Below are 12,755 nucleotides of genomic sequence, written 5' to 3' on the forward strand. Positions count from 1 at the left end.
GCGATAGATTAAATGCAATAACCTAAAAGCGATAACGTGGTGGAAAAATGTTCATCAGAGCTTATTTAAGGGCATCAACGGAAGATCAGTTTGCCGATCGGGCAAAAGAGATGCTGGGGCAGTTTGTTCAGGAGCGGGGACATAAAATAGCCAGTTACTACCGGGAGAACATAAGCGGTACAAAACTCGACCGCCGGAACTGGGACGCTTACTGATGGACAGCCACCGCAATGATATTTTACTGGTCGAGCAAATTGACCGCCTGACCCGTCTGAGTAACAGTGACTGGATTACGCTGAAAAAGCAGATAGAACAACACGAACTGCGGATTGTCGCCTGGATGTATCCACCTCATGGCAGGCGCTGTCAGATAAAGACCCTTCGCAGGCTGACCCAATCACCCGCGCCGTGATAACCGCCATCAATAACATGCTTATCGACCTGATGGCCGCGATGTCGCATAAGGACTGGCTGAGCCGTCGCCAACGGCAACAACAGGGAATTGAACGGGCTCATACGCTGGGTAAATACCGGGGATAACAGGCCGATCAGGAACGGCATCAGAAAGTCCTGTACTACTGGCAGGTCAAGAAACTAAGTATCCATGAAACGGCAGATGCGACAGGGTACAGTCCTTCACAGATATGCCGCATTCAAGCCCTTTATAGAGAGCCTGAATCGGAATAAAAAGTAGCCCAGGCGTTAATGGATTACCTTTCCAGGCTAAGCTCATTGCTCCTGTCAGATACGCAGCCCTGCCTGTAATAATACAGACTGGGCAATGTGTTGCCACTCAGGCTGACAACTGTCGGAGGATATCCGCTGTATTATAATGAGCCCGTTTTTCTATATATTTCCCGTCTTTCAGAGTGATCATAAACATCAGAGAAAAGCGCACTTTCCTGCCGCTGGCAGGATGCCCAAGGAATTCACGGGTCTGCACGCCTTCAAAGATAAGATAGCAGGCGACTTTATCGTCTCTGGCAAAGATTTCGTGGATACGCATTGTAAATCCCGGAAAAGCATCCATATGGCCTTTTTCCTGTACGATAAACTGCTCACTGTTCAGCGGTGTATCCACCTGAGAATAGAATTTAAAATCCGGATGGCAGAGGTTTTTCACCTCATCATATTTATTTTCTTCAATCAGACGATAAAACTTTTTAACCGTTTTGATATTTTCTTAAACAGACATATTGCACCTCATTTTTCAGTTTCTTTACCTGCCGGAATATTGCCTTCCGGCGTTCCGTTAAATGTTTTTCGCCATTCACTGGGACTGACTCCCATCCGCTGCCGGAATATCTGCCGGAAAGTAATGGTGGACTGAAAGCCTGCCAGTTCGGCAACCCGCTCCACTGCAATATCTGTACTTTCCAGCAGTTCCTGACTCCGCCGGAGACGCTCTGTGGTGATCCACTCCCAGACCGTCATTCCTGTGGCCGAATGAAAATGGCGTGTAAGCGTTCTTCGGCTCATGGAGGCTAAATGGGCCAGAGTGTCAATATCATGTGGTAATCCCAGATTTGCGGACAGGTATTCCAGCAGCTGGTTTATGCGGTTATCGGACGTACTTTTGGGAATAAGCAGTTGCCGGTACTGTGCCTGTCCGCCTTCCCGGTAAGGAGGAGCAACCATCCGGCGGGCTATTTGATTAGCCGTATATCTGCCCAGGCGTTGCCGGATCACATGGAGACAACAGTCCAGTGCTGCGGCTGTACCGGCTGAGGTGATAATCCGCTCGTCCTCAACATAAAGCACGTTCACGTCCAGATGAACCGCCGGGAAAAGCATCTGGAAATCCCGTTCAGCCTCCCAGTGCGTGGCCGCCCGTTTACCATCCAGCAGACCGGTGTAAGCCAGAACAAAACTCCCCAGGCACAGGCCCACCACCTGAGCTCCATTTTTCCAGGCTGCAACCAGGGCACTGAGCAGAGTTTCAGAAGGCCTTTCATGGATGTGTTTCCAGAAAGGAATAATAACGATATCGGCCTCTGCCAGTGCATCAAGCCCGTATTCTGCCCTCATCGCCGTACCTTCAGCAGACCAGATAAGCCCGGGCTCTTCCGCACATACCCGGCGGCTGAAGAGGGCCTTCCCTTCCAGTATCTCCCCGAACAGGATTAATGGAACGGAGACATGAAATGTACTGAACCCTTCGGTGATCACTATAGCGACAGTGATGGTGGACATGCCATGGCCTCCGGGTTAAATCGTAACTGATTCACCATCAGCAGGAGCGACAACTGACGCCTGGATCTGGTTATCGCGGGCATATTCCAGCAGTTCCTGACGGGTCAGCAGACAGTGGTTTACGGCCTCCATGTGCGTTGCCACAATCAGTGCCTCTGGTACGATACGATGGGCTTTCAGGACATCTTCCCTGCCGAAAATAATGGGGCCGAATCCGAGAACATGCGCCCAGCCCGTATTCATAATAACGACGCCAGGATTGAACCGACGTAAATTATCCTCTACAGCCTTGATCCAGATGGTATCCCCAACCAGATAGAGCGTTTTTTCGGACGGATGCTGGAAGACCACCCCACAGGCATCCCCAAGAATTGCTGCGAGTTGCGGGTTAGCATAGGCTTCGTCCGAACCATGCTGACAAACGGTTTTAATAAGTGAAATTTCGCCAAATGTGCTTTTGTCAGACAGAATAACAAGGTTGCTGAAGCCCTGGGAACGCAGGATCTTTTCATCATGTTCATTCTGAACATAAATCAGTTTATCTTTCGGGATGTGCGCAACAGCCGCTTCATCCCAGTGGTCAGGGTGTGTGTGGGTGACAATAATGGCATCCACATCCAGCAGTACATCAAGGTCAAAAGGCAGCTCAGTCATCGGGATGCGGATATCTGACCGGGCCGTTCCTTCGAATCCCGGATAGGCTTCTTTTTTCGCAAGCATCGGATCGACAAGAAATTTTTTACCAGCGTAAGAAATGAGTTGTGTGGCGTTACGTACCTGGATGATCTTCATTTTAGCAAGTCCTGTATTGGTTAATAACCATCAGAGCCATATCATGATGGCCTAATGTGATAATTATGATTAAATCAGGCCTGCCTGCCACTGAAATAATGCCATATTTGGATGATATCAGGCCATTCTTCTGGCTCTCAGGTTTCAGGAATATGTCTGCTGAAAGCGGGTACAGATCTGACGCATTGAAGGGAAGTATCGTCCTTTAAGGCTTATTGATGTCAGCCAGTACAAAAAATCATCTTAACGTACAATATCTTCCGTTTCCCAAACGGAGCCCACCAACGACGGAGGAACGGCGCATCGCCAATGCTCTTGGCGCTCTCCCCTGCATTGCCTGCTATATGCCTGGAGTAATATCTAATGAGGTGTCTCTGCACCATATCGCCGGTCGTACCGCGCCTGGTTGTCACAAAAAGCAATTGCCACTTTGTAGATGGCACCACCAGCATGCAGCACCGGCTGAAGTAAGAGAAAAATACCCCTGGCTGGTCCCTGTTCATGCCGATGGTGTGGTTGGAGGCAAGAAAGAATTCACCTTGCTGAACAAGTCAGAGATGGAGTTGCTGGCTGACGCCTATGAAATGGCAAACATCATGCACTAATAAATATATTATTTTTAATCTTAAATGATTGACAACTGACAAGTGACTTGAGTCAGAATCATCACACGCCCGGTACGGATGGATCCCTTTTCAAATATTCCATGGACGGCACAGTCTGAGTACCGGGCGCTACCTTCTGTTGTATTGCTAAGCCGCCGCTGGTGGCTTTTCTTTTTTATAGGGGGCGATATGGATAAGAAAATATGCGTTGTTTCGATGAGCGTCGGTAAACCGGCGTCAATGACTGCTGCATGGATCAACAACGAGCTGATAATGGCTGAGCGGACCAGCTACCCTGAACGCCGCCGCGATATGGAACTCCAGCTGCTGCGCGAATTGCGAGAAAAAGAGGAAAAGGGTTTTATCGTGCTGGTGGAAGAGGAAAACAGCTTTATTACCGGTCGAGTTGGCCAGCGTGTAAGGTTGCGTGATCCCTTCATGAACGGCAGGCCGGTACTAATTGAAGCAATGCAGATTTACAAGGAGTTGGAACGCCAGAAAGCGATCAAGTTACCGCGCAAGGAATCCGGCAAATACATCCTCCACCAAAGCATCTTCGATTCCGAACACGATAAAAAAGGCGATGAGTTTTTCAACATCAACTGGAGCGAAATAACGACAGAGCATGTTCTGACGTTGTTATGCTGCTTCGCAACAGAATACAACAACGTGGTAAGCGCAGACTACATCAGGACAATGACAGACACCGTTACTAAACAAGACAACGAATATTCACCATATGAGCCATTTGTAAATATGATAAAAGCATTTTATCGGATGGAGCTCACTAAAGTTCCTCAAGGTAAATTAACAGGTAAGGATAACATCTTTTAAGCACAGTAATGAGGTGCTTAGATGTTCATATCAATATCCTAACTCTCTGCATCTCATAAATCTGATAGCCACTTACTATCTATGGACTCAATCTCCGTCAGCGGAATTGATGGGAAAAAATATCCCTGAGCGCCCCATAGCCCTATCCCTTTTGATAACTTATGACAATCAATGTTTTCGACGCCTTCAGCGATGATATTCGGACATAACTTTTTTAAATTGCTAATAATGACATCAAAATGAGGCTTAATCATATGCTCTTGAAAAAATGACTTATCAAGTTTTATTGCATGATATTTATTTTTAATTAATGCTTTCATGGTGGCGTTACCACTTCCAAAATCATCAAGCCAAACATTATCTGTCAAAGTCAGTAGAAAGGATATGATGTAATCCTCATCGCTTAAATCAGGATAGTTTTCTGATATCTCAATCGCTATAAATTTATTGTTTATTAGTAGTTCTTGAATTTGTTTATTGCCATATATATATAAACAGGTATCATAATCTACATTGATAGAGCATAATATATTATGGCATTCAAAAAAAATACTTATATTTGATTATTGTGTTAAGTTGAGATTTTAGCAAGTTAATCTTCATCTTGCTTGTAAACATACCTAATACTTTCTGAGTAGAAAGAATAGCCCCCTCGTTGGAATAAAATCTGCTCAACACTTCCACTGCTATCAACTTGTTAGTGCTTGTGGAAATGATTGGTTCTACTATGTAGATAACTTCCATGCTCCCACCCTCTATTTTTAAATTGGTTGGCTTTAGCAGATAAAGTGCCCTTTATATTTACAGGGGTTACACACTATGTCAATTTATTTATCTGTAGTGAAATTGATAAAAATTAAATAATAAAAAGCAACAACTATGACACAAATCAATATTTTTATTTTTTGCACAACTTCTTGATTTCAGTGCTGCTGTATCTCTATTCTTGTTCAAAGCCTCTTTAGAATGGTGGTAGCTATGTCAGGAGTCTGTTACTTCATCCTTATAAAGAAACCGATAAATTTTCAATTTCTTAAGGATTTCTTAATATTAAATTATGGTGATGTGCTGTTGCTTAAACATTCTGAACGCGAATTCTTACAAACCTATTCAGATAAATATATCGAATTCGAACTTAATGATAGTGCCGTAAGAAACTATTTATCTTGTCACAATCACCAAGGGAAGCAACTTCTGGATAAATGCCCACATTTGCTAAAAAAGTCTTTTGCTTATCCTGATTTATTAATCAGGATGATCGATAATATAAGTGACCAGAATCATATACATCCTGATTTTAAGGATGCTTTAACTTTTTCATTACTTTCAATTTTTAGTGATGTTGACAACCTTAGAGCTTTTCTTAAGTCTGGTATGCCTACTTTCTCAGGGAAAGTACGCAGCATATTTCTTTCAGATGTATCTAAACATTGGAAACTAAGAGACTTAACTGATTATCTATACATAGTGAGAGTTTAATAAAGAAAAAACTCTTATTAGAAAACACCTCCTTCAGTAAGTTATTACTTGATACACGAATGGCTTTTGCTATTAAATTACTAAAGCAAAACCGCCCCCTCAAACAAGTATCAAAAAGTTGTGGTTTTAGTAGCATATCGTACTTTGTGTGCCTATTTAGGCAGTATTATAATTGTACACCATGTGAATATGTAAAACATCAGTTATCATCTGGGAAATAAGATGCATTTATCTCCCAGATAATATTGTAATATTAAACTCAGTCAGCATTTAGTAGCAGAGCATTATCTATGATGATCTGCTCCCATTCTTCGAATGCCCGGTCGCGGACGCCCTGGGGAACGCTGTTTGTTTTGAAATCGACGACCGTCCGCCATTTCCCGTCCGGACGGTACATGCGCAGAGCTTTACTTCCCCCTTCCCTGCGCACCTCAACGTTATGCTTGTCAGCAAACTCTTGTAATGCTCGTAGCGTCCCATGCTTTACTGTGTAGTATCGCTTTTTCAAGTTTTCTCTCCAGCCTGTGCCAAGGCTTCAACTTCCAAATCGTAAGACTCAAACTCATAGTCCTGGTCGTCAACTTCTTCAGGGACTGGCAGTAAATGCCAGGCTGAGTATATCTGACCATTATCAAAACGCTCCTGGCTGTAGAGCGTCGCGGCTATGAGTGTTAGCGCCGGGCGGTCATAACGGTAAAATTTGCGAACGTCACGGTCAACGAGACGACCGAAATTACCATAACCGCGCTCCAGTAATAATTTTTTAATTTCCGGCCAGTATGGGCCATAGCTGCGGTACAGGCGGGGATTTTTCAGTAATCGCCCGCGTAGCCCTGACAGGAAGAAATCAACGTATTCGTCTTCTGTCTTTCCTAACAACGCTGTACGGAGTACCGCCTCAAGATATGTTTTATTCGGTTTTATTGTATCAGATAGTGTGGCCATATTATGCGACGCCCGGCGAACCGGGCGCTCCTGTTATGCGTATTGTTGGATGACGGCCAGAACGTCCGCCACGTTGTGTTTTGTCTCGATAATCCACCAGTTGCCCGGGAAATCGCTGTTCTTCGCCTTCGCTGGCAGCCAGCGAGCGCCGAATTTTTCCTTGATTGCGTCTTTAGCACGGAAAAGAACGCCTTTCATGCCGGACGCCTCCTGAAGCCCAAATACCTCACCAGCTGCGAATTTTGGTGCGTACATCATCTTCAGGTCGGCGGTGGATACGCGATAATTCAGACCAAGAGACTGAGCTATGCTGGTGGCATCACCCTGTATTGATGATAACTCTTCTTGTTTCTCGTTTCTGGCGGCAATTTCTTCCTCCGTGATGTTGCCTAGGGCCAGGTTTATCCGATCAGCGTCGGCCTGTTTCTCTTCATCGGTGCGCCCGGCAAGAACCGTGTTAATTCTCTGCAATATCTCAACATGATTCTTGCGCATGCTAAGCAATTCCGGCGTAACCTCGTTAAGGTCCACCAGCCCAAGGATGGCAAGGTCGGAAAACATTGATACCAGGTTGTAGGTCATGCGATAGCTGAGTTGCCCATAGGCTGATGGCAACTGCACCGCATCCATTTGATAGGCATCCATAAATTTAGAGCCGTCGTTTACGACATCCGCAATTGCCGGTGTGATTTTCCCTGTGGTGGCGGCCTCCCTGATTGCTGTTACCCACGATTGAGTCAGCGCGGCGACTGCATGATTCAGATTGGCTTTCCGTTCTGCTGCAATACGCGCGCTTGCAGCGCCCATTGCCTGCTTGATCTCGTCTTTATTGCTGTAAATGCCAATGGTGCCAAACTGTGCTGTGGTGATCTCATAATCTGACGCCCGGAACTCATGGGTACCGAAAATGGCATTGGTGACCTCAAGTTCAGAATCCCCGTTACGAGTAGCCCCCTGGCTTGTTTTCTCCGGCATTCTGGCGATCGCATCCACTATTTTCTCCTGAATTGCTTCAGGGGATAGCGTATCTCCGTATGACGCGATTACTTCGCCATAATTGGAGCCAAACAGTTCAGTCAGGAATACTTCTGCCAAACGGACCTGGCGGTTATTCCCTTCCGACATCATACCAAGCACCCATTTTGCAATTGACGACTTCAGCGCGCCGTCACGGCGATCCGGGTAAACCGCATGCTTCAGTGGGTCCGTATAGGTACCAACAAAATCAATGCTATAGCCTGACTCTGTAGTCTGAACGCCGTATGAGTCAGTGATTTTGATCATGCCGCGCTGCTGGAAACGGTAGAAATCGTCACAGGAAATGATGTCGTTAATCCCGGCGATGGAGACGCCACCACTGATTTTCTGCATAACAGCATCTTCATCGGGAGTTACATCCACCTGTTTATCCAGCGTCTTCACATCCCAGTTACCCGATTTGGTGCCTTTGAAGGTAAAGATGATCTCCACGTCTGCGCGCTGGCTGTCGAAGTCCAGCGACTTAATGCGAACGATATCACCGGCACAATCGTAGTATTGGCCTACACGCCATGAGCGATCGCCGATAACAAGGAACTCATTCGCATGGTTAACCAGATCAGGATCAACATCCAGAATGCCTTTATTTATTGCATCCTCCACCAGCGGGCGCAGGCGTTTGATATCCGTCGCGGCCTTCTGAGTACGGTTCAATAATTTCTCATAGCGGGAGATGGCTTGAGTGATATTAGCCTTGCGCTGAATGGCGCTTTTCAACGACGCGCGATAATGTGCTAACAACGTACGGTCTGTGTGATGGACGCTACCCCAGCGGGCCTTCCAGTCTGCATTATCAGCTGCTTTGGCCATTACCGCCTGTTTGAATTTAGCTACCTCGGCGGTGGTCTTTTCAAGTTCCGCTTTACTTCGCTCTAATTCAGCGGTAAGAGCCGCAACATCCTCGCCAGCTGCATGTTGCGCCTTGATGTAGTTCTGAAGGTCGATAGCGGCCTGTTCTTTCTGGCGGGCGCGTTGCGCGGCTTTCGCCTTATCCATTTGAACCTGCATCATTGCCAGACGTTCGCCATCATCCTTAGCGGTATACATCTGCATTTCGATCATATCGTTGGCGTCGGCGTTCTCCATTTCTGACTTATCTGAACGGAGGATATCGGAGATCCAGCCTGCTTTACGCTTCAGCGTCTTCAGTCGGTATTCATCGAAAGAACCCTTGCCGCAGTAGTAATGAACGCGAACGCTTGCACGGTTGGAGCCAACTCGGGCACCGCGACCGTTACGCTGTGCGACACTGGCTGGTGTCCATGGCAACGTCAGATGATGGATGTCAGTCGTTCCTCGATGCAGGTTGATACCCACCTCTGCCTTTTTGTTGCAGATGATGATCGGAGTCCGGCCCTCCTGGAAGTCGGCTGCAATCTTTTCCAGACCGCCCAACGACATTTCATTTTGCTGCGCGATATAGGCGTCATACAGAGCCATTTGCTCGTTGTATTTTGCTATCTGTGCATCTGTTGGTTCATCCGGTAACTCTTTCGGCGGTTTAACCGCTTTCAGTTTCTTACCGGTTTTACCTGCCTCGGCAACCGTCTGAGCATTCAGGATCCCTACCTTTGAAGGTTCAAGGTTAAGAACATTGCAGATAATGCGCTTGAGCTTCTGGTGCTGCGTTTTTTCGTCGGTGAAGATGATTTGCTTCCCTTCCGGGAAAAACTCCTTCAGCGTGGCAATCAGCTTCGCGTATTTGGGCGTAACGGGGTGAGTTACGGTCTGTTCGTCAATGCCAAACCTGGCCAGGCGCTTATTCACTTCCTGCTCGAACGCTTCCGGAACCTGCAACTGAATAAACTCGCCCTTATCTATCAGGGAGTATTGCGATTGCTGCGTGATTGAATCATCACTGTCGTCGTCTTCGCTGGTGGCTTGTTTAGGCAAACTGTCCGCCAGCTGCTGCACCGCATCGGCGTACTCCGGCAGGAAACGATAGGTGATCCGGCGATAGTACAGGTCCATGTCAGTACATACGCGGTCCATATCCCTGATTATTGAGAAGATCGGACGGGCTTTCTCGTGCTCAATCACTCCGTCTTCATCGACCGAGGTCGTTACGCCATTGTTGGCTTTGGCCACCGCTTCCGCCTGCTGGCGTAATTCTTCATACGCCGCCAGTTGTTCTTCAGTAAGTGGTGCATCCTGCTGGTGTTCGTCCAGTTCCGGGATCTCCACGGTATCCTTAACGTCTTCCGCCGTTTTAAGCGTTGTCCAGCGATGGAATATGCCGCGCAGCGCATCAAGGTTTTCAAAGCCCACCAGCGCCATTTTTTCTTCAACTTCACCGCTGATTTTCTGTACCGTTTCCAGCCTGGTCTTGCCGAAGAATTTAACGAAGTCATCAGGACCGTAGATCCCCATCTTCTGCCAGTATTCCTTCGGCAGCACATGAGAAAGCATGTTGTATGCATCGATCGGGGTGTTAACGACTGGCGTTGCAGTCAGGAGAACCGGTCCGCGCCCACCATTCTTTTTCATCAGGTACGCGTTTTTAATTGCCATATCCCGCGCCGATTGCGCCACCGCGCTGGTGGGCAGATAGGCCAGTTGTGACGCTTCGCGACCATTTTTATAGCTATTGCGGTAGTTGTGACCTTCGTCAGCGATCACACTATCGAAGCCCATATCCTCAAAGTACGGATACTTCTCTGCTTTTTTGGTACCGGTATCTGAATACTCCGACAATACCCGGCGACGCGCGGCCTCTTTGCGGTGGGAGTCGGAGTCCATTGCGCTGGCTACGCGCCCGGCGGCAACGAAGTCATAAAGCATATCCTGTGCATGCTCATCTACGGTGTCATCACGTAGCGGAATGCGGGCGTATTGTTCTTTGGTAAACACGACTGCACGGTAATTTGAGTGCGGGATCGCGTTCATCCGCGCCGTGATAGTGGCTTCATCTGCCAGTTTTAGGGCATCGCGCATAACTGGAGTGCCATCAGTACCAAGAACAGGAGCACCTCCCACGCTAACGCGCGGGCCCCGAATCTCACCGTTCTGAAACCACAACAAAAAAACATCAGGAATAAAAAACACCACACAAACACAGCACTGTACCCCCCCTCATAACTGAAAAGCGCCGCCGCCCCCGCCCGAAGGGCGGGAACAACATCGCTTTTAATTATGAATGTTGTAAGTACATTGTCATCGCTGTCAGTCTTCTGGCTGGAAGTCCTCAGTACACGCTCGTAAGCGGCCCTCACGGCCCGCTAACGCGGAGATACGCCCCGACTTCGGGTAAACCCTCGTCGGGACCACTCCGACCGCGCACAAAGGCTCTGTCATGGCTGAAAACGGGTATGGCTTAGCAGGGCCGGGGGTGGGTAAGGTGAAATCTATCAGTCAGTACCGGCTTACGCCGGGCTTCGGCGGTTTTACTCCGGTATCATATGAAACAACAGAGTGCCGCCTTCCATGCCGCTGGCGCGGCATCAGGACAACTGAAGAGTGACGGCGCACATTAACATCAAACAGACTTGTTAAGCAGTCTTTCAGGGTGTAATCTGAAGACCTGTTAAATAGTCTCAGAGGTGTGTTATGCCCAGTATCATTTTGTCTGACACCAGTGCAAGCGTCAGTGAGCTGAAAAAAAATCCGATGGCAACTGTCAGTGCCGGAGAGGGGTATCCTGTTGCCATTCTTAACCGGAATCAGCCAGCATTCTACTGTGTCCCTGCTGAGCTCTATGAAAGAATGCTTGATGCCTTGGATGACCAGGAGCTGGTAAAACTGGTTACTGAACGCAGCAGTCAGCCTCTGCATGATGTGGACCTGGACAGTTATTTATGACTTATACAGTAAAATTCCGGGATGATGCACTGAAAGAATGGCTCAGACTGGACAAGACCATTCAGCAGCAGTTCGCAAAAAAACTGAAAAAATGCAGTGAAAATCCTCATATAGCTTCTGCAAAACTACGTGGATTAAAGGACTGCTATAAAATCAAACTTCGCGCATCAGGTTTTCGTCTGGTTTATCAGGTTATTGATGATATGTTAATTATTGCGGTCGTCGCAGTAGGTAAACGTGAACGCAGCAACGTTTATCATCTCGCCAGTGAACGGATGAAATAATATCCTGGTCAGCACTCTTTCTTACCTGCTTCCATTTTTTCAGTGATTCTTTTCCTGCATGCAGAAAAAAAGCCTACCCTGTGGGCAGGCATAACAGACAATCGCACAGTCAGTGTTGAAATTAATGATGTCACGCATTATACCCGGTGGATACACAAACCATCCCTGCAAATGCACTGGCATCCTAATCAACGTCTGAAACAACTGCAATGGCCGGACCTGTGATTTCAGAGAAAGTTATTATGTTTATTGAATATAACCGAAGTGATAAATAAAAGTATTATCACCTTTAATATTTATGCTTATTGCGTGGTTTTATCTGGTTATATAAAGCACAGATGTTCTTATTATTTTCTGAAAAATAACCATATGGATCGATTTCCCCCACCCAGCCGAAGCGGTTCGGCTCGTTCGGCGTGTCGTCGACACTGAAGCGCTTATCCATTTCGTTCCAGCGGTAAGAGTTGTCGCTGTCGCTGACGAATGCCATCGGGTCGCTAAACAGCGTGATCCGCCATGCGATCAAAAAGCGTAAGTGTTTCCGACAGACGAGCCGGTGAAAAAAGTGGTGTGTCTGGCAATACAGGCATCGTCCCCGAAATGGACGATGCCGTTGAAGGACTGGGGTATGGCAATAAGCCGCTTTATTATCGAATTCAGTGACCGCCTGGACGGTTACTTTTGAGAAAAGGCATTTACACACAATCCTAAACAGACTCCTATATTTCAGATTTTGTTATCAACGCATTTCAAATCTCTTAGAAATCATTACTGTCGTCATATTTTC

At 47.1% G+C, this 12,755-nt stretch carries 10 protein-coding genes and 5 pseudogenes; 7 read left to right on the forward strand and 8 right to left on the reverse strand.

Annotation, left to right across the window (positions count from 1 at the left end; translation table 11 throughout):
- Positions 1-47 precede the first annotated feature (47 nt).
- Positions 48-687, forward strand: a pseudogene (locus LG381_RS22005) (recombinase family protein).
- A gap of 106 nt (positions 688-793) precedes the next feature.
- Here the strand turns inward: LG381_RS22005 and LG381_RS22010 are convergent.
- From LG381_RS22010 to LG381_RS22020, 3 genes are read right to left on the reverse strand one after another with little or no spacing between them, the layout of a single operon-like run.
- Positions 794-1,177 (reverse strand): ester cyclase, encoded by a 384-nt coding sequence (locus tag LG381_RS22010; protein WP_198290423.1) that lies wholly within the window; start codon positions 1,175-1,177, stop codon positions 794-796.
- 26 nt (positions 1,178-1,203) lie between these two features.
- Positions 1,204-2,193: a GlxA family transcriptional regulator gene (locus LG381_RS22015; protein WP_000104482.1), complete on the reverse strand. Its 990-nt coding sequence runs from the start codon at positions 2,191-2,193 to the stop codon at positions 1,204-1,206.
- A gap of 15 nt (positions 2,194-2,208) precedes the next feature.
- Positions 2,209-2,985, reverse strand: a complete 777-nt coding sequence (locus LG381_RS22020; RefSeq protein ID WP_000691857.1) for an MBL fold metallo-hydrolase — start codon at positions 2,983-2,985, stop codon at positions 2,209-2,211.
- A 272-nt stretch (positions 2,986-3,257) separates the two neighbouring features.
- Here LG381_RS22020 and LG381_RS22025 point away from each other — a divergent pair.
- Positions 3,258-3,590, forward strand: a pseudogene (locus tag LG381_RS22025) (Ref family protein); the annotation flags it as partial.
- A 78-nt stretch (positions 3,591-3,668) separates the two neighbouring features.
- Positions 3,669-4,424: a hypothetical protein gene (locus tag LG381_RS22030; protein WP_072649769.1), complete on the forward strand. Its 756-nt coding sequence runs from the start codon at positions 3,669-3,671 to the stop codon at positions 4,422-4,424.
- A 53-nt stretch (positions 4,425-4,477) separates the two neighbouring features.
- On the opposite strand, the gene LG381_RS22035 is transcribed toward LG381_RS22030, so the two are convergent.
- Positions 4,478-4,981 carry an EAL domain-containing protein gene (locus LG381_RS22035; RefSeq protein WP_308011176.1) on the reverse strand — a complete coding sequence of 168 codons (504 nt, stop codon included), beginning with the start codon at positions 4,979-4,981 and terminating at the stop codon, positions 4,478-4,480.
- A 421-nt stretch (positions 4,982-5,402) separates the two neighbouring features.
- Between LG381_RS22035 and LG381_RS22040 the strand changes: the two are divergent.
- Positions 5,403-6,124 (forward strand): annotated as a pseudogene (locus LG381_RS22040) (helix-turn-helix domain-containing protein).
- Positions 6,125-6,162: 38 nt separating this feature from the next.
- On the opposite strand, the gene LG381_RS22045 reads toward LG381_RS22040, so the two are convergent.
- From LG381_RS22045 to LG381_RS22055, 3 genes are read right to left on the reverse strand one after another with little or no spacing between them, the layout of a single operon-like run.
- Entirely contained in the window at positions 6,163-6,411 is a 249-nt protein-coding gene (locus LG381_RS22045) for a hypothetical protein (protein WP_000747846.1), read from the reverse strand.
- Positions 6,408-6,848: a hypothetical protein gene (locus LG381_RS22050; RefSeq protein ID WP_023352064.1), complete on the reverse strand. Its 441-nt coding sequence runs from the start codon at positions 6,846-6,848 to the stop codon at positions 6,408-6,410. Before LG381_RS22050 ends, LG381_RS22045 begins: the two co-directional genes overlap by 4 nt.
- A gap of 33 nt (positions 6,849-6,881) precedes the next feature.
- Entirely contained in the window at positions 6,882-10,772 is a 3,891-nt protein-coding gene (locus LG381_RS22055) for a helicase-related protein (protein WP_309176182.1), read from the reverse strand.
- 660 nt (positions 10,773-11,432) lie between these two features.
- On the opposite strand from LG381_RS22055, the gene LG381_RS22060 reads away from it, so the two are divergent.
- Both LG381_RS22060 and LG381_RS22065 read left to right on the forward strand, forming a co-directional pair.
- Positions 11,433-11,684, forward strand: a complete 252-nt coding sequence (locus tag LG381_RS22060) for a type II toxin-antitoxin system Phd/YefM family antitoxin (RefSeq protein WP_001139206.1) — start codon at positions 11,433-11,435, stop codon at positions 11,682-11,684.
- Positions 11,681-11,968 carry a type II toxin-antitoxin system RelE/ParE family toxin gene (locus LG381_RS22065; protein ID WP_000222771.1) on the forward strand — a complete coding sequence of 96 codons (288 nt, stop codon included), beginning with the start codon at positions 11,681-11,683 and terminating at the stop codon, positions 11,966-11,968. The genes LG381_RS22060 and LG381_RS22065 overlap by 4 nt, the downstream gene beginning before the upstream one ends.
- A gap of 367 nt (positions 11,969-12,335) precedes the next feature.
- Here the strand turns inward: LG381_RS22065 and LG381_RS22070 are convergent.
- Positions 12,336-12,449: pseudogene (locus LG381_RS22070) on the reverse strand (alkaline phosphatase); the annotation flags it as partial.
- Here LG381_RS22070 and LG381_RS22075 point away from each other — a divergent pair.
- A pseudogene (locus LG381_RS22075) lies at positions 12,448-12,653 on the forward strand (hypothetical protein); the annotation flags it as partial. The pseudogenes LG381_RS22070 and LG381_RS22075 overlap by 2 nt on opposite strands.
- Positions 12,654-12,755 lie beyond the last annotated feature (102 nt).

Source organism: Escherichia sp. Marseille-Q3837 (assembly GCF_916618735.1).
GTDB classification, from domain to species: Bacteria; Pseudomonadota; Gammaproteobacteria; order Enterobacterales; family Enterobacteriaceae; genus Escherichia; species Escherichia ruysiae.

Excerpts from the sequence above, each read along its gene's own strand:
- LG381_RS22015 (WP_000104482.1), bottom strand. The coding sequence starts at position 2,193 with ATGTCCACCATCACTGTCGCTATAGTGATCACCGAAGGGTTCAGTACA.
- LG381_RS22020 (WP_000691857.1), bottom strand. The coding sequence starts at position 2,985 with ATGAAGATCATCCAGGTACGTAACGCCACACAACTCATTTCTTACGCT.
- LG381_RS22030 (WP_072649769.1), top strand. The coding sequence starts at position 3,669 with ATGGATCCCTTTTCAAATATTCCATGGACGGCACAGTCTGAGTACCGG.
- LG381_RS22050 (WP_023352064.1), bottom strand. The coding sequence starts at position 6,848 with ATGGCCACACTATCTGATACAATAAAACCGAATAAAACATATCTTGAG.
- LG381_RS22055 (WP_309176182.1), bottom strand. The coding sequence starts at position 10,772 with ATGAACGCGATCCCGCACTCAAATTACCGTGCAGTCGTGTTTACCAAA.
- LG381_RS22060 (WP_001139206.1), top strand. The coding sequence starts at position 11,433 with ATGCCCAGTATCATTTTGTCTGACACCAGTGCAAGCGTCAGTGAGCTG.
- LG381_RS22065 (WP_000222771.1), top strand. The coding sequence starts at position 11,681 with ATGACTTATACAGTAAAATTCCGGGATGATGCACTGAAAGAATGGCTC.